At 60.8% G+C, this 16843-nt stretch carries 13 protein-coding genes; 4 read left to right on the plus strand and 9 right to left on the minus strand.

Annotated elements, in window-relative coordinates; translation table 11 throughout:
• Positions 1–39: 39 nt before the first annotated feature.
• The 9 genes from ACMU_RS00565 to ACMU_RS00605 all read right to left on the minus strand — a co-directional run bounded on the left by ACMU_RS00565 (position 40) and on the right by ACMU_RS00605 (position 10272).
• The gene (locus tag ACMU_RS00565; RefSeq protein ID WP_035255195.1) at positions 40–1062 is read right to left on the minus strand and encodes an aspartate-semialdehyde dehydrogenase; all 1023 of its coding nucleotides are present in this window, start codon (positions 1060–1062) and stop codon (positions 40–42) included.
• Positions 1063–1143: 81 nt separating this feature from the next.
• The gene (locus tag ACMU_RS00570) at positions 1144–2256 is read right to left on the minus strand and encodes a capsular polysaccharide export protein, LipB/KpsS family (protein ID WP_035255197.1); all 1113 of its coding nucleotides are present in this window, start codon (positions 2254–2256) and stop codon (positions 1144–1146) included.
• A 45-nt stretch (positions 2257–2301) separates the two neighbouring features.
• The gene (locus tag ACMU_RS00575) at positions 2302–3816 is read right to left on the minus strand and encodes an aldehyde dehydrogenase (NADP(+)) (RefSeq protein ID WP_035255199.1); all 1515 of its coding nucleotides are present in this window, start codon (positions 3814–3816) and stop codon (positions 2302–2304) included.
• 178 nt (positions 3817–3994) lie between these two features.
• Positions 3995–4825, minus strand: a complete 831-nt coding sequence (locus ACMU_RS00580; RefSeq protein ID WP_035255202.1) for an SDR family oxidoreductase — start codon at positions 4823–4825, stop codon at positions 3995–3997.
• A gap of 17 nt (positions 4826–4842) precedes the next feature.
• Positions 4843–5553 carry a FadR/GntR family transcriptional regulator gene (locus ACMU_RS00585; RefSeq protein ID WP_035255205.1) on the minus strand — a complete coding sequence of 237 codons (711 nt, stop codon included), beginning with the start codon at positions 5551–5553 and terminating at the stop codon, positions 4843–4845.
• A gap of 116 nt (positions 5554–5669) precedes the next feature.
• A complete protein-coding gene (locus tag ACMU_RS00590; protein ID WP_081805334.1) occupies positions 5670–6668 on the minus strand; it encodes a substrate-binding domain-containing protein in 999 nt (332 codons plus the stop codon).
• Between the two features lie 70 nt (positions 6669–6738).
• A complete protein-coding gene (locus ACMU_RS00595) occupies positions 6739–7722 on the minus strand; it encodes an ABC transporter permease (protein ID WP_035255209.1) in 984 nt (327 codons plus the stop codon).
• Entirely contained in the window at positions 7700–9226 is a 1527-nt protein-coding gene (locus tag ACMU_RS00600) for a sugar ABC transporter ATP-binding protein (protein ID WP_035255210.1), read from the minus strand. Before ACMU_RS00600 ends, ACMU_RS00595 begins: the two co-directional genes overlap by 23 nt.
• Positions 9223–10272 carry a zinc-dependent alcohol dehydrogenase gene (locus tag ACMU_RS00605; protein WP_152544469.1) on the minus strand — a complete coding sequence of 350 codons (1050 nt, stop codon included), beginning with the start codon at positions 10270–10272 and terminating at the stop codon, positions 9223–9225. Before ACMU_RS00605 ends, ACMU_RS00600 begins: the two co-directional genes overlap by 4 nt.
• Positions 10273–10418: 146 nt before the next feature.
• On the opposite strand from ACMU_RS00605, the gene ACMU_RS18550 reads away from it, so the two are divergent.
• From ACMU_RS18550 to xylA, 4 genes are all read left to right on the plus strand, one after another.
• Positions 10419–12752, plus strand: coding sequence for an SMP-30/gluconolactonase/LRE family protein (locus ACMU_RS18550; protein ID WP_161635601.1), 2334 nt, complete (start codon positions 10419–10421; stop codon positions 12750–12752).
• Positions 12753–12768: 16 nt separating this feature from the next.
• Positions 12769–13917 (plus strand): fumarylacetoacetate hydrolase family protein, encoded by a 1149-nt coding sequence (locus tag ACMU_RS00615; protein ID WP_081805335.1) that lies wholly within the window; start codon positions 12769–12771, stop codon positions 13915–13917.
• A gap of 142 nt (positions 13918–14059) precedes the next feature.
• The gene (gene xylB, locus ACMU_RS00620; protein WP_236626156.1) at positions 14060–15538 is read left to right on the plus strand and encodes a xylulokinase; all 1479 of its coding nucleotides are present in this window, start codon (positions 14060–14062) and stop codon (positions 15536–15538) included.
• The gene (xylA, locus tag ACMU_RS00625) at positions 15535–16842 is read left to right on the plus strand and encodes a xylose isomerase (protein WP_035255215.1); all 1308 of its coding nucleotides are present in this window, start codon (positions 15535–15537) and stop codon (positions 16840–16842) included. The genes xylB and xylA overlap by 4 nt, the downstream gene beginning before the upstream one ends.
• Position 16843 lies beyond the last annotated feature (1 nt).

The raw sequence follows: 16843 nt of genomic DNA on the forward strand, positions 1-16843 counted from the left end.
CCAGCCCCCAACTTGAAAACCGATAGGCGAGAAAAGGGCTCAGCCCTTTTTCAGCACCCGATTGGCCAGAACCTCGGCGATTTGCACCGCGTTCAGGGCGGCACCTTTGCGCAGGTTGTCGCTCACGCACCACAGGTTCAGGCCGTTGTCCAATGTGCTGTCCTGACGGATACGGCTGATAAAGGTGGCAAAGTCGCCCACGCATTCCACCGGCGTGACATAGCCGCCATCCTCGCGCTTATCGACAACCATGATGCCGGGTGCTTCGCGCAGGATGTCGCGGGCTTCATCTTCGTCCAGGAATTCCTCGAACTCGATATTGATCGCCTCGGAATGGCCAACAAAGACCGGCACGCGCACGCAGGTGGCCGTGACCTTGATGGATTTGTCGACGATCTTTTTCGTCTCGGCGACCATTTTCCATTCTTCCTTGGTCTGGCCGTCTTCCAGGAAGGTATCGATATGCGGGATCACGTTGAAGGCGATCTGCTTGGGATAAACGTCAGGCTCCACTTCCTGACCCGGCACATACATGCCCTTGGTCTGGTTCCACAGCTCGTCGATGGCATCCTTGCCCGAGCCCGAGACCGACTGATAGGTGCTGACCACCACCCGCTTGATCTTGGCGCGATCATGCAGCGGCTTCAGCGCCACCACCATCTGCGCGGTCGAGCAGTTGGGGTTGGCGATAATGTTCTTGTTCTTGTACCCCTCGATCGCGTCGGCATTCACCTCGGGCACGATCAACGGCACCAGCGGGTCATAGCGATAAAGCGAGCTGTTATCGATGACCACACAGCCGGTAGCGGCAACCTTGGGGGCATATTTCTTGGTGGCCTCGGACCCGATGGCGAACAGGGCGATATCCCAGCCTTCGAAGTTGAACGTGTCGATATCAACCGTGGTCAGGGTCTCGTCGCCAAAGCTGACCTCGGACCCCAGCGACCGGCGCGAGGCGATGGCGGCGATCTCGTCCACGGGGAACTGACGCTCGGCCAGGATGTTCAGCATTTCGCGGCCCACGTTTCCGGTGGCGCCGACAACGGCAACTCTATAGCCCATTTCGGGATCTCCTATCGGTCAGGATGACACGGCGCGGAGCCTTAGCGCAAAGGGCGGCCAAGGGAAAGGGGCATGGCGCGGTTAGGCCCGCGCCGCGGCCAGTTTTGCGGCAATATCATCCGGGTTCACGATCAATCCGCCGTCATCGGCAGGTTCTGCGCGGGGGTAGTAGACCTGATCGAGGTAATTCATGAATGCGGCACGCAAGGCCGGGTCAAAGGTCAGGGTATCAGCCCCGGCAAAACACTGGCGCAGCGCGTCCGGGCCATCCGCCGTGGTGGCCAGCCCGGGCAGCGCAAAAAACGCCTGTCCCAGCACGACCACGGGCTTGTCATAGAAAAACGCCTGCAGGCCAACGGACGAGTTGATGGTGATCACGCCCCGGCTGGCAGCGACCTGCGCGAAAGTGTCGGTCTGGTTGTCGACCACGATACGCGGGCCGGTTTGGGCCAGAACCTCGGTCATAGGTGTCTTGGCCGAGGGGTGTTCCTTGATGCGGATGTGCCAGCCATCGGGCAACGCCTCGGCGGCTGCATCCAGCGCGCGGATCATGGCAGGCACGGACCCCGTCCAACCGCCAAACAGGGTGATCTGGCTGTCATTGGGCACCTGCAACGGCACAAACAGGAACGGCCCGGCGGCCTGCAGGTCGGCGCCGCCCGCCTGCCCTACATCGGCCCGTCGCGAAGCGCGCGCGGTCAGGTTTGCGCCAAGCGCTCGCCAGCCTTCGCCTTGGCGGTCGGGCCTGTCGGCCCAGGTCAGGTAGAAGGCAGGGTCGCGCGGCAGACTGTTGGCGGAGTTCACCCCGGTATGGTCCAGCGTGACGCGGCCGGGAAAGGGCGCAAGCTCGGTATAAAGCGTCTTGGCGCCCGCATCTCGCGCGCCTTGCATAAAGGCCCGGCGTGATCCCGTAAGCCCATTCCAGCAGACAGCCACATGCGCCGAATGCCGCGTAAAATACCGCCGTGCGCCGTTGTACTGCGCCGCGATCAGCCACCGTTTCAGGACGCGGCCCAGACCTTTGGGTTGCCGCTTGGCCACGGCCAGCGCCGCATTGGTTCGTTCGGATGTCTCAGGAAAACCGCGAAAGCTCAGCGGAATCGTACGGAGCCGCTTACCACCGCCATCGGCGTGGGCCACAGATTCAAAAACGCTGTCTTTCTTGCGGGAATACCCCGCCAGGTAGGTGATCATGGGGGCAGTGCTATCGCAGCCGCCGCCCCCATGCCAGTGCTTTGCTTACTTCAGATCGCCGGGCAGGATCGCATCGGGCAGGTTCTGATAGCAGACCGGGCGCAGGAAGCGGCGGATCGACAGCGTGCCAACCGACGTAGCGCCGAAATTGGTCGAGGCCGGGTAAGGCCCGCCATGCACCATGGTATCCGACACCTCAACCCCGGTCGGGAAGCCGTTGGCCAGTAGGCGGCCCGCCTTGCGTTCGATGATCGGCATCAGGGTGCCGGCCAATTCGGTGTCGCCGTCATCCATATGCAGGGTGCAGGTCAGCTGACCCTGCAGGGATTTGGCCAGCGCGCGCATCTCGTCAGCATCCTTGACGCGGACGATCAGACCCAGGGGGCCGAACACCTCTTCGCCCAGAACCTCGTTCTCCAGCCATTCGGCGCCGGTGGTCTCAAAGAGATACGGCGTGGCGTTGCGCAGGTCGCAGGTGCTGGTCAGCAGCTCTTGCACACCAGTGGTACCGGCAATGGCGTCGCGACCCGAGCGGTAAGCGGCGGCAATGCCATCGGTCAGCATGGTCTGTGCACCCATCGGCTCCAACGCTTTGACGGCAGCGGCGGCAAAGGCATTTGCGTCGTCGCCTTCGATCACCACGGCAATGCCGGGGTTGGTGCAGAACTGGCCCGCACCCATGGTCAGCGACCCGGCCCAGCCTTCGGCGATCGCCGCGCCGCGGGCCGACAGGGCCTCGGGCAGCAGGAACATCGGGTTGACCGAGCCAAGCTCGCCAAAGAACGGGATCGGCTCGGGGCGCGCGGCGCAAAGGTTAAAGAGCGCCCGGCCACCGCCCAGCGAGCCGGTGAAGCCCACGGCCTTGATCAGCGGGTGCTGCACCAGCGTGGTGCCCACGTCGCGCTTGCCGCCTTGGATCAGGCTGAACACGCCGGGGTGGATGCCGCATTTCTCAACCGCGGCGCGGATGGCCTCGGCCACGATCTCGCCGGTGCCGGGGTGGGCCGAGTGGCCTTTGACCACAACCGGGCAGCCGGCAGCCAGCGCGGCGGCGGTGTCGCCCCCGGCAGTCGAAAACGCCAACGGGAAGTTCGACGCGCCAAACACGGCCACCGGGCCGATGGGGCGCTGAACCATCTTCAGATCGGGACGGGGCAGCGGCGCACGGTCAGGCAGCGCCTCGTCATAGCGGCGGTCCAGATAGTCACCGGCCAGGATATGCGACGCAAACAGGCGCAGCTGGCCAACGGTGCGGCCCCGCTCGCCGATCAGGCGCGCTTCGGGCAGGCCGGTTTCTTCCGAACCGATCTGGGTGATTGCGTCGCCGCGCAGGTCGATCTCGTCGGCGATGGTGTTCAGGAATGCAGCGCGCTCTTCGCGGGTCGAGTATCCGAACGACCAGAACGCCTCTTCCGCAGCTTCAACAGCTTTGTTGACCAGTTCGACAGTGCCTACCGAGAACTGATGCGCGTCGCCAGTGGCCGGCTCGCTGGAGAATTTGGCGGTGCCGCCAACCAGCTCGCCCGCAATAAAGTGATTACCATGAGGGGTGAAGGTCATGATTGCATCCTTTGCGGATAATGGAGGAGATTCCGAACCCAATAGGGGTTTCGTGGGGTTGTAGGACAAATGTCGCAGTTTGACAATGCACAGAGGGGTCTGCAGGTGATCATGTGGTCCATTCCGCGCACAATTTCCGCCAGCTGATCAGCATGTGAGCAATGGTTACGTTTGCGCCCTATTGGCCGCCCACAACCAGCCCAGCCTGTCCGATCCCTTCGGGCCCCATACTGAGATAGCCACCATCCACCGGCAGGTCTGTACCTGTGATGAACGAGGCGTCGTCGCTAAGCAGAAACAACGTGGCACGCGCCACTTCTACCGTTTCACCGCACCGTCGCAGCATGTGGTAGGCGCCCCAGATCGGCTCGTACTTCTCGCGTCCACCGCCATCGGCATTGGCAGCGTTCAGAACCTCGCGCGACCAAATCCAGCCGGGGCTGATGGAGTTCACGCGGATGCCGTGTTCGGCCACATCAAGCGCAGCGCACTTGGTCAGCTGATCAACTGCACCTTTGGACATGTTGTAAGTCCAGCGGTCCTTCTGCGCGATATGGCCCGAGATAGAGCCGATATTTACCACGGCCCCGCCGCCAGCTTTGGCCATATGCGGGGTGGCGTTCTGGATCATTCGGGCAAAGCCCACAGGGCCGACAAAATAAGAGGTTTGCCATTCGCTGGTCTTTGCCTCGAGTGAAGCCGCGACAAAGGCAAAAGCGTTGTTCACCAAAAGGTCGACACGGCCATAAGCCTGCACCGCGCCATCAACCAGTGCTGCGCAAAACGCTTCGTCGCCCATATCGCCCTGAATAAAGCGCACGTCGTGGCCCGCCTGAGAAAGCGCGGACGCCCGTGCCTCGCCATCTTCTGCAGACAGATCGGAAAACACCACCTGCGCGCCTTCAAGGCACAGCTGTTCGACGATCGCCAGACCGATGCCATTCGCCCCCCCTGTCACGATGGCCACTTTGCCTTTGAAGCGGTTGGGTACAGGGGTGTGGTTCGGCATCTTGGCCTCCTAATGTGTTAGTCGGGCAAATCCACGCCCAGCCGTTTGGCCGCGCCGCGGATATGCCCTTGCATGGCTTCCCGTACCGCCTGAGCGTCCTGCGCCTTGACGGCGGCAAGGATCTTTTCGTGTTCGCCAATGGTCACGGCGATCAGGTCGCCGTCGCGATAGATACGATTGGTGGCGCGGGTGGTTTCTTTCAGGCGCGACGACAGATAATCGACGATCGTCGCCAGAAAAGCGTTCTTGGTGGCCGTGCCCATGGCACGGTGAAATTCAGCATCAGCCTCCAGCCGTTTTTCATCGAATTCCTGTTGCCCGGCCATGTTGTCGATGGCGGCTTGCAGGCGGGTCAGGTCTTCTTCGGTACGGCGTTGGGCGGCGAGACCGGCGGCCTCGATCTCCAGTATCCCGCGCAGTTCAAACAGGTCAGCCAACGAGGTTGTTTCCTCCAACGCTGAAAGGTCGACACGGAAGGTCTCGCGTTCTGACGGCGGCCGCACGGTGGCGCCGCGCCCTTGCTTGGTCTCGATCAACCCATCCGAGCGCAGCCGTGCAATAGCTTCGCGAACAACGTTTCTGCTGACACCGAAGGACTCGGCCAACGCAGCCTCGGTTGGCAGTACGTCACCCGGTTTCAGTTCACCCCCGAGGATCTGAGACATGATCTCGGACGCGATTAAATCGGGCAACTGTCCGGTACGACGAATTTCCTTGAACTGGGGCATCTTGGTTTCCTGCGCGTTGTTTGCGTTCTTTCGCCTGTTTGTAGGCTTATCCTATCGCATACTTGGCAGTGCGGGGAAACACCGCCACGGGGAAAACCCGTGGCGGTGCAACGATATCAGAAACGACCGCCGGTTTCGGCTTGTTTCGTCATGTATTCCGCGATGTTGCTTTCATCGACGATGAACAGCTCGGTGAACATCGGGTCAGCCGGATCAACACCGTCACGGATCTTGGCGACCAGGACGTCCACTGCGGTACGGCCAAAGCCCCACCAGCTGTAGCCAACAAGCGAGTTACAATAGCCCTGGTCAACTGCATTCAGAGCACCTTCAAGCGCGTCCAGCGAGACACATTTGCCGCCACGATCCACAAAAGCCTTCAACTGCGGCATGGTTTTCAGGTCCGCAAAGAAGGGCCACATGCCAACGAAGAAGTACGAGGCCAGGTCGGGCGTCGCGTTGATGCGCTGCTCGACAATCTCAACGGCGCGCTGCACGTCGTCGTTGCAGGGGTCTGTTGCGATCACTTCGATGTCGGCATGCTGATCCACGACCGAACGGAAGCCCGCCACACGCTGCTCAAGGTTCAGAGCACCGGGGGTGCCGGTCAGGATGGCCAGCTTACCTTTGGGCGCCAGCTGAGCGATGATTTTGCCGGCTTCGGCACCAGCAGCTTCCTGGTCGATCGACACGTTGGTTGCGCGCTTCGAGCTGGGCGAATCGGCATCCCAGGTGATGACGGTCACGCCTTCCATCACGGCACGGTTGATCGCGGGGATCAGGGCATCGGGGTCGTTGCACGACAGGCAGATGCCGTTCACGCCCTGAATGACCAGATCGTCCAGGATTTGGGCCTGCGCAGCAGCATCCGTGGTTGTCGGGCCAACCCAGCGGAACGAAATATCGCCATCCAGCTCGGCAATACGGTCTTCAGCGCCCCAACGGGTCACTTCGAATACCGGATTGTTCAGCGCCTTGGGCACAAATGCCAGGTTCATTTTACCGGCCGCGCGTGCCTCTTTAGGGGCCCACATGGTCATCGTGGCACCCGCTACGGTTGCAGTTGTCATCGTGCCTAGGAAATCGCGGCGCGAGATGTTAGTTTTCTTCGTCATGGTTGTCCTCCACTGGATTGATGCGGCCCTGTCCTCCAAGATTCGGCCGCGTTGGTAATTTGTTGGGCGCCTAGCGCCGCCGCATCTGATCGATCAGTGCGGCGGCCACAATCACAGCCCCCGTGAATGTCTGCTGCCAGTAGGTCGGCACCACCAGCAGAACCAGCGCGTTGTTGACGATGCCGATCAGCATCGCACCCAGAACAACACCCAGCACGGTTCCGGCACCGCCCGACAGGCTGGCACCCCCGATCACGACCGATGCGATCACGATCAGCTCGTAACCGACCGACGCATTTGACACAGCCGCACCCAGACGCGCGGTCAGCAAAACGCCGGCCAGCCCCGCCATCATGCCAGCGATCACGAAGACCAGCACTTGCAGGCGGGAAACCTTAACCCCAGCCAAGCGGGCTGCGGTTTCGTTGCCACCTATGGCGAAAATCTCGCGGCCGGTGGCGGTGTATTTCAGGAAAATGGTGAAACCGATCAGCAGCACAAGCATGATCCACACAGGCAGTGGCAACCCCGCCACCCGGCCTGACCCGATGAACAGGAATATGTCGGCAAAGCCCGATACCGTGTCGCCCTCGGTCAGGCCCACGGTGATGCCGCGCGCCACCTGCAACGTGCCCAGGGTGACGATGAACGACGAGATGCCAAACCGCATCGAGATAAAGCCGTTCACGAACCCCACGATGCCACCCACGCAGATGCCGATGGCCATTGCAATCGGCACCGGCACGCCCGCAACCAGAGATAGAGCCGTGATCATTCCTGATAGAGCCATAGTTGATCCCGTCGACAGGTCGATCCGGCCGGTGAGAATCACCAGAAGCTGCCCCATTGCCGCAATCGCCGAGAACGAAATGGCCAGCATCACCGACCGCAGGTTGCGGCCTGACAAAAACACCTCGGCCTGCCAAGCCAACAGCGCGCCGCCGATCAGGATCGCCAGGATCAGGCGCGATTCAGGGAAATCCTTGGCCCGCTCCCAAAGATTGGCAAGCAGGCTGTTGTTTTCCTGCGTCTCAGGCTGCGCGTTCATGGCCATTGCCGTTTTCCTTCGATGTCTTGGGGGTAGCGAGTTTCATCACCTCGGTGGGCGAGGCATTTTCGTGGCTGAGCAGGCCCTGCATGCGACCTTCGGAGAAGACGGCCACCTTGTGCGACAGGGCCAGAACCTCGTCCATTTCCGAGGACACAACGACCACCGCGGTGCCCTGCGCCGCGAGGTCCAGGACCAGCTGGTGAATATCGTCCTTTGCGCCCACATCCACGCCGCGCGTGGGTTCGGCCAGGATCAACACATCGGGGTTCGACTGCACGCAGCGCGCCACCACAACTTTCTGCTGGTTGCCACCGGACAGAGTGCTGATTGGCTGTGACAGGTTGGCAAGACGCACCTTGAAATCACCGACCAATTCCTTGGCTTTCGACCGCATCGCACGTGGCGACAAGATGCCACCATTTGTGAACTTGCGGTGACGGCCGATATGGAAGTTTTCCTGTACCGAATGGCTGGGCAGAATTCCCTGAACCTTACGTTCCTCGGGAACAATCACGATTCCATGTTCGGCTGCACTGGCCGGATTCACGATCCGCGCAGGTTTGCCGTTTACCCTGATCGTGCCACCTCGCAAGCGATCGCCGCCGACCAGAGCCTGTGCCGCGTCATGCATGCCCGAACCGATAAGGCCGGCAAAGCCGATGATTTCGCCCTTGTTCAGCGTAAAGCTGAGGTCGGTCACCGCGTCGGTGGCGACGCCTGTAACTTCTAATACCGGGGTATTGGTTGGCTTGGGCAGCATGGCACCGTACAGCGAGACCGGGCGATCCACCATAAGTTGGATCATGTCCTCGGTTTCCAGATCGGCGCACAGGTAATGTCCCACCAACCCACCGTCGCGCAATACGGTGATGTCGTCTGCGATGCGCTTAATCTCGGACAAGTGGTGCGAGATGTACAAGATCGCATGACCCTCGGCGCGCAAGCGTTCCACCAGCGTCAGCAGACGCTCGACGTCGTTGGGTGGCAAGGCCGATGTCGGCTCGTCAAACACAATTACTTTGCTGTCCAGCGCCAGAGCCTTGGCAATTTCCAGCAGCTGTCCTTCGGCCGCAGATAGGCGCGCGGCCAGCGTGCCCGGGCGTACGTTCAGACCAACCCGGTCCAACAGCCCCTGCACAAAGGTTTTTTCGGCCGGAGCACCGCGATAGGTTTTTGGTGCCACCGGCCCGCCCACCAGCATGATGTTGTCGGCCACTGAGAGCATGGGGACGATCTGCAGTTCCTGGTGAACGATTCCAACGCCGGCATCCATGGCGTCGCGCGGGCGGTCGAACCGCACCTCCTTGCCGTCCAGCCAAATCTGGCCTTCGGTCGGCGCGACGATGCCGGTCAGCATCTTCATAAGTGTCGATTTCCCGGCGCCGTTTTCGCCGATCACCGCGCGGATGCGGCCGGGCTGCACGGCGATATCGATGTCGCGCACAACGGTCACACCGTTATAGGCTTTCGACAGGCCGCGCCCTTCGATTGCGGGGGTGTCGCTCATGACGCGGTCTCCGTTTGTGTCACGACCAGCTTGATGCCTTCGTGATTCTTGACCATGCCGATGCCCTGCTCGAACTGGTCCAACGACAGGCTGTGGCTGACAATCGCCAGTGGGTCGACGCGGCCTTGTTCGATCATCTTGATCACATCGGGCCAGATACCTGGGCTGCCCAGCGCGCCTTTGACGCTCAGGTCGTTGATCACGATCTGGTCCAGGTCGAACCCGTCCAGAAGACGCCCGCCAAAGAGGCCCTGCAGCACCACGGTGCCGCCCGGCTCGATCGCGGTCAGGGCTGTTGCGGCGGCTTGGGGAATTCCCGTGGCCTCGATTGCCTTGTTCGGCATGCGTCCGTTGCCAAATTCTGCCAGCTTCGCAGCGACATCTTCGGCGAGCGCGTTGATCGTGACATCCGCGCCCAACGTGCGCGCCAGATCCAGCCGCGCCGGTGTGCCACCGACCATCGCAATGGATTGTGCGCCAAACGCCTTTGCGACCTGAAGAACCAACAGGCCGATGGGGCCATCGCCGTGGATCACCAAACGGTCCGATGGGCTGATGTCGGCGTTTTTCACTCCGTTATAGGCAATCGCAGTTGGCTCAACCAAAGCGGCCGCGCGCGGGTCAACGCTTTCTGAAATCGGGTGAAGAAACAGGGCCGGGAACAGAATGTATTCTGCGAAACCACCATCACGGTTAAGAATACCTGTCTCGGTCCGATTGGGGCATTGGTGGTAATTGCCTGCCAGGCAGGTCGGGCAGGCCATGCAACCCACGCTGCATTCACCAACGGCGCGCTGACCGGGGTGCAGCCCTTCAACGCCCTCACCACATTCCACAACCTCACCCACCCATTCGTGGCCGGGTGTCACGGGGTAGCTGGCCATGCCCCGCACGAAATAGGCCATCACGCCGTCAAATATTTCGACATCGGTGCCGCAGATTCCGGTGGCCAAAACGCGCAGCAGAACCTGACCCGGCCCCGGCTTTGGCTGATCCATTTCCGATATGCGAACGTCGTTCGCACCGTGAATGCGTATCGCTTTCAAAACATCCTCCCGCGCTGATTCTACATTTTTCGAATCAGCTCACCTAAATTGGTTATCATGTTGTCCAATTGTTGGACAAATTCTTTTTTTGCCGTAAGCTGATCCAAACGACAGGAATCGGTATGGACGCGCAACCCCCTACACACATGCACAAACAGGCATTGGTTCAGCTTGTTGGAGAACGATACGTATTAGGCACCGGATCAGACAATGATCGGTTTCTGAAAGACTGGTCGGGTGATTTGACCTCGTCCCCGCTGTGCATTGTGCAGCCGGGAAATGTGAACGAGGTTTCTTCAGTTGCCCGGTACTGCCACGAACATGGCCTTTCCATGATCCCGCAAGGTGGGAACACAGGCCTTGTCGGCGGAACCTATACGCAGGATGAGAACAAGGCCGTTGTTCTGAACCTTTCTCGCCTGAACAACATTCGTGAAGTTGATGCAGACAATTACACGATGCAGGTTGAAAGCGGCTGCATCGTACAAACAATTCAGGATGAGGCGGCAAAGAATGGTCGCCTTTTCCCGTTGAGCTTTGGGGCAATTGGCTCTGCGCAGATTGGTGGGGCTTTGGCGACCAATGCCGGGGGCCTGAACGTTTTGCGCTATGGCATGACGCGGAACATGGTGTTGGGAATAGAGGTGGTTCTGCCCGATGGCCGCATCCTCGACCTGATGAGCGAATTGCGCAAAGACAATTCCGGCCCGGACCTAAAGCACCTTTTCATAGGCACCGAAGGTACGTTTGGCATTGTGACGGCCGTGTCTCTGCAACTGTATCCAGCCATTCAGAACTCGGAAACCGCGATGCTGGCCCTGACCAGTCTGGACGCCATCACCAAGTTCTACAGCCTTGCCCGCAGCCATTGCGCCGACCTTATGTCGGCATTTGAGCTGCTGCCGCAATCCTGCGTGGATCTGGCGGTTGAGCATCAATCGACCCTGCGGTCCCCGATGCAGGAAGAGTTTGAATATTATGCGCTGATCCGACTGGCAGCCTCTGGCCCTATTGACCTGCGCGGCCTTCTGGAAAGCCTTGTCGAGCGGGCGTTCGAAGAAGATCTGGTCGCGGACGGCATCGTGGCCGAAAGCCTGTCACAGGCAGAAATGTTGTGGGCGATCCGCGAAGCAATGGTCGAAGCGCAGGCGGCTCGTGGACGGCACATTCGCACCGATATTTCAGTACGCGTTTCGCAAATTCCCGAGTTCATTCGCCGGGCGGAGGGTGCCGTGACGGAAGCCGCACCTGACTGGCTTTCGATTGCCTATGGACATGTCGGCGACGGAAACGTGCATTTTAACATACTGCCTCCGCAAGACATGGCCGACGACCGCATTGCCGAGGTCGGCGCGCAATTGCTGGACATCGTTTATGGTGTGCTTGGTCAAATGGGTGGTTCTGTCAGTGCCGAACACGGCATCGGTCGCGTGCGTCGCAAAGCAATGCAACGACAATCCAGCGCCGTGCGAATGGACGTGTCGCAATCACTGAAAGAAACTCTGGACCCGCTTGGCATTCTCAATCCGGGCTGTATCTTCCCTGCGAAAACTATTGATAGTGAAACGGCACGTGTGCCGTCCAAGCAGGGAAAATCAGAAATGGCAGAGCTTTCGGCCTCGCTCATCCTCGACTGCCGCAACAACCTTGGTGAGGGCATTCAGTGGAATGTGCGCACTCAACGGGTTTATTGGACCGATATCTTTGGTGATGCCTTGTGGTCCTGCGCCGAAGATGGCAGCGCCATGTCCCGTGTTCCGCTGGACAAGGGCCTGTGCGCGATGGCTTTCACAGACAATGACCGTGCGTTGGCGGCATTCACGGATGGGCTTTGCTGGCTTGACGTGGAAACCGGTGCACGGGAACTGATCAAAGAATACCAGCCCGAAGAAGGTGCGCGTACCCGCATGAATGATGGCGGCCTTGATCGTCAGGGGCGCTTCGTCGTCGGTGGTATTGACGAGGAAGGCATGCACCCAATCACGCCGGTCTGGTCTGTCGACAAAGGTGATGTCCGCACGGTGATCGAGGGGATCGGTTGCGCCAATTCCACCTGTTTCTCGCCGGACGGCACGCGCATGTATTTCGCCGACACACGCGGCAAAGACGTTGTTGCCTATGACTATGACACCGCAACCGGCACCCCGTCGAACCCGCGCGTTTTTGCGACACTGGGTGACGGCGAAGGTGGCCCGGACGGCTCGACCGTGGATGCCGAGGGCGGGCTGTGGAACACACAGTTCGGCGGCGGCGCTGTGCAGCGCTTTCTGCCCGATGGCAGCCGTGACATGCGCGTCACCCTACCTGTGCCGAATATTACGTGCTGCGCCATCGGCGGCGCAAAGATGAACCGTTTGTTCATCACAACGGCGCGTCTGGGCATGGAGCCTGACGCGCTGCAGAAATCACCGCTGGCCGGTGGCTTGTTCGCGGTTGACCTGCCGGTCACCGGGATCGACGCCGGCACCTACAAGCTCTGATATTTAGGAGACGAAATTGACCAACTTCCTGTTCCCCCAAGACCTGGGCGGGCTGTTTGTCGGCCGCATCTGGGACCCGGCCTGCCAGGGCCCCGTGGTGGTTACGCTGCGCGACGGCGCTTTTGTCGACATCACCGCAAAGGCGGCCCCCACGGTGCGCGACATTTGCGAGATGGACAACCCCGCCACCTATGTGCGCACCGCGCCGGGCCGCGTTCTGGGTGATGCCGACACAATTGCACAGAACCCGACTGACACCGATCAGCTGCACATGCTGGCACCGTGCGATCTGCAATCGGTAAAGGCCTGCGGCGTGACCTTTGCCAGCTCGATGGTGGAACGCGTGATCGAGGAGCAAGCCGCCGGCGATCCGGCAAAGGCGCAAGCGATCCGCGCAAAAATCGGCGGCATCATCGGTGGCAGCCTGAAGAATATCGAGGCCGGGTCCGCGCAGGCGGCCGATGTGAAGGCCGCACTGATCGAGGAAGGCCTGTGGTCGCAATATCTCGAGGTTGGGATCGGCCCGGATGCCGAGGTATTCTCGAAGGCGCAGATCCTGTCATCGGTGGGCTACGGCGCACAGATCGGGCTGCACCCGATCTCGAACTGGAACAACCCCGAGCCCGAGGTGGTTCTGGCCGTGTCGTCCAAGGGCCGCATCGTTGGCGCGACGTTGGGCAATGATGTGAACCTGCGCGATGTCGAGGGGCGCTCGGCTTTGCTGTTGTCTAAGGCCAAGGACAATAACGGGTCTTGCGCAATCGGGCCGATGATCCGCCTGTTCGATGACAGCTTCTCGCTGGACGATGTGCGCCAGGCCGAGCTGACGCTGAACGTCACCGGGCCCGAGGGGTACGTGCTGGAAGGTCATTCCTCGATGAACCAGATCAGCCGCGACCCCGAAGAACTGGTACGTCAAACCATTGGCCGCCATCACCAATACCCCGACGGGCTGGTCCTGTTTTTGGGAACGCTGTTTGCCCCAACCGAAGACCGCGACACGCCGGGCGAAGGGTTCACGCACAAGCTGGGTGACGTGGTGTCGATCTCGGCCCCCGGCTTTGGCACGCTGCGCAACACGGTGCGCTTGTCGACCGAATGCCCCGAGTGGGTCTTTGGTCCCTCGCACCTGATGCGGAACTTGGCCGGGCGTGACCTGCTGTAACCGATTCTGGTGATTCTTGATAATCGGAGGCCGGCGTGTCCACCGCCGGCCTCTTCTTTTTCTGCACCTGCATATTTTTCGCGATTTCAGTCACTTATTCGCTTGCAGAAGTTTTATTTTGACAACAAAATTATTTCGCGCAATGAGTAGGACAAAAGAGGAGGAGAACGTGTTTCTGGGTCTCGATCTAGGAACCTCCGGTCTGCGTGCCGTGCTGGCCAATGACGGGGGAACCATTATTGCATCATCCGAGGGGACTTACCCTGTTGCACACGCCCATCCCGGGTGGAGCGAACAGGACCCTGCGGATTGGATCGCGGCGCTGAACGGCTGCGTTGCTGAACTTCGTTCATCCCACCCGGCTGAATTCGCCGCGCTAAAGGGCATTGGCGTGTCCGGGCACATGCACGGTGCCACTTGTCTGGATGACAGTGGCGACGTGATCCGTCCCTGCATCCTGTGGAACGACACCCGCAGCCATGCCGAGGCCGCCGCGCTGGACGCTGCACCCCGGGTACGTGATCTGTCCGGCAACATCGTTTTCCCCGGGTTCACCGCGCCGAAACTGGTGTGGATGCAAAAGAACGAACCCGAGAACTTTGCACGTGTGGCAAAGGTTCTGCTGCCAGCAGCATATTTGAATTTCTACATGACCGGTCGGTATTTCGCAGACATGTCCGACAGTGCCGGCACATCGTGGCTGGATGTCGGCGCGCGCGACTGGTCCGATGTTCTGTTGTCTGCGTCCGGCATGCGCCGCGACCAGATGCCGGAGCTTGTCGAAGGTTCGGAAGCGGGGGGAACCCTGCGCCCCGAGCTGGCCGCCGATTGGGGCGTTTCGTCGGATGTAGCCGTGGTGGGCGGCGGCGGCGACAACGCGGTGGCCGCTTGCGGCGTGGGTACCCTGCGCGAGGGCGATGGGTTCGTGTCCCTTGGCACGTCGGGCGTTTTGCTGGCCGCCAAGGACAGCTTTGCCCCCATGCCCTCGTCGGCGGTTCACACCTTTTGCCATGCCATTCCCGGCACATGGTACCAGATGGGTGTGATCCTGGCCGCGACCGACAGCCTGAACTGGCTGTCGCGCAACCTTGGCAAAGGCGCGGCCGACCTGTCGCGCGACCTGGGCGAAACCATCAGCGGCCCCGGCGATCTGCGGTTCCTGCCCTATCTGTCGGGCGAGCGCACACCGCATAATGACAGCGCCATCCGGGGCGCGTTCATCGGGCTGGATATCGGCGCCGGGCATGCCGAGCTGACCCAGGCCGTGATGGAGGGCGTATCCTTCGCCCTGCGCGACAATCTGGCGGCGTTGGAAAGCACCGGTACCAAGCTGGACCGGGTTCTGGCCATCGGCGGCGGCTCGCAATCACCTTATTGGGTCGAACTGCTGGCAACGCTGTTGAACATTCAGATCGACCTGCCCGAGGCCGGCGATTTCGGCGCAGCCCTTGGGGCGGCGCGTCTGGCCATTTGCGGTGCAACCGGCGCCAAACCCACCGACATCATGACGGCCCCCGCGGTCGCCAAAACTATCTCTCCCCGCGCGGACCTTGTGGCGGCCTATCAGGACGCCTGGCAAAAATACCGCGCCTCTTACTCAGCAATAAAGGCAATCCAATGAGCACCGATTTCTTCAAGGGCATCGAAAAAGCGACCTACGAAGGCCCCGACAGCACCAACCCCATGGCGTTCCACCACTACAACCCCGAAGAGGTTGTTATGGGCAAAACCATGGCCGAGCATCTGCGGTTTGCCATCGCTTATTGGCACTCGTTCGCATGGGAAGGCGGCGACCCCTTTGGCGGCCAGACCTTCGAACGCCCCTGGTACCCGCAGGACGACATGGCCCGCGCCAAGCTGAAGGCCGATGTGGCATTCGAGATGTTCGAGATTCTGGGCGCGCCGTTCTATTGCTGGCACGACGCTGACGTTCGCCCCGAACAGGGCAACTTTGCCGACAACCTGAGCACCCTGAACGAGATGGTCGACTATTTCGGTGAGAAACAGGAAGCCACCGGCATCAACCTGCTGTGGGGCACCGCCAACATGTTCAGCCACCGCCGCTGGATGTCGGGCGCGTCAACCAACCCCGACCCCGACGTGTTCGCCTTTGCCGCCGCCACCGTGAAATCCTGCATGGATGCCACGATGAAGCTGGGCGGCCAGAACTACGTGCTGTGGGGTGGGCGCGAAGGGTACGAGACCCTGATCAACACCGACATGGGTGCCGAGCTGGACCATATGGGCCGCTTCCTGAACATGGTTGTCGAGTACAAGCACAAGATCGGTTTCAAAGGCCAGATCCTGGTGGAACCCAAGCCGCAGGAACCGTCAAAGCACCAGTATGACTATGACGCCGCCACCTGCTTTGGCTTCCTGCAGAAATACGGTTTGGAAAACGAAGTGAAGCTGAACCTGGAACAGGGTCACGCGATCCTGGCCGGTCACTCGTTCGAGCACGAGATCGCCACCGCCACAGCGCTGGGTGTGCTGGGTTCGATCGACATGAACCGCAACGATTACCAGTCGGGCTGGGACACCGACCAGTTCCCCAACAACGTGCCCGAAGTGGCGCTGTGCTATTACCACATCCTGAAAGATGGCGGCTTCACCCAGGGCGGCACCAATTTCGACGCCAAGATCCGCCGTCAATCGCTGGACGCCGAAGACCTGATCGCCGCGCATATCGGTGGCATGGATGTCTGCGCGCGCGGCCTGAAAGCGGCCGCCGCGATGATCGAGGATGGCGGTCTGGAGGACGCGCTGAAAGAGCGTTACGCCGGTTGGGAAACCCCTGAAGCCAAGGCGATGCTGGACAGCGACTTCGACACGATCACGCAGCGTGTTCTGGCCGATAACGTCAACCCGGCTCCGCGTTCGGGTCGCCAGGAAATCCTGGAGAACTACATCAACCGCTTCGTCTAAA

The organism is Actibacterium mucosum KCTC 23349 (assembly GCF_000647975.1).
Lineage (GTDB): Bacteria > Pseudomonadota > Alphaproteobacteria > Rhodobacterales > Rhodobacteraceae > Actibacterium > Actibacterium mucosum.

Bases quoted from the DNA above. Each gene is read 5' to 3' on its own strand.
- ACMU_RS00565 (WP_035255195.1), bottom strand. From the start codon at position 1,062: ATGGGCTATAGAGTTGCCGTTGTCGGCGCCACCGGAAACGTGGGCCGC.
- ACMU_RS00570 (WP_035255197.1), bottom strand. From the start codon at position 2,256: ATGATCACCTACCTGGCGGGGTATTCCCGCAAGAAAGACAGCGTTTTT.
- ACMU_RS00575 (WP_035255199.1), bottom strand. From the start codon at position 3,816: ATGACCTTCACCCCTCATGGTAATCACTTTATTGCGGGCGAGCTGGTT.
- ACMU_RS00580 (WP_035255202.1), bottom strand. From the start codon at position 4,825: ATGCCGAACCACACCCCTGTACCCAACCGCTTCAAAGGCAAAGTGGCC.
- ACMU_RS00585 (WP_035255205.1), bottom strand. From the start codon at position 5,553: ATGCCCCAGTTCAAGGAAATTCGTCGTACCGGACAGTTGCCCGATTTA.
- ACMU_RS00590 (WP_081805334.1), bottom strand. From the start codon at position 6,668: ATGACGAAGAAAACTAACATCTCGCGCCGCGATTTCCTAGGCACGATG.
- ACMU_RS00595 (WP_035255209.1), bottom strand. From the start codon at position 7,722: ATGGCCATGAACGCGCAGCCTGAGACGCAGGAAAACAACAGCCTGCTT.
- ACMU_RS00600 (WP_035255210.1), bottom strand. From the start codon at position 9,226: ATGAGCGACACCCCCGCAATCGAAGGGCGCGGCCTGTCGAAAGCCTAT.
- ACMU_RS18550 (WP_161635601.1), top strand. From the start codon at position 10,419: ATGCACAAACAGGCATTGGTTCAGCTTGTTGGAGAACGATACGTATTA.
- xylB (WP_236626156.1), top strand. From the start codon at position 14,060: ATGAGTAGGACAAAAGAGGAGGAGAACGTGTTTCTGGGTCTCGATCTA.
- xylA (WP_035255215.1), top strand. From the start codon at position 15,535: ATGAGCACCGATTTCTTCAAGGGCATCGAAAAAGCGACCTACGAAGGC.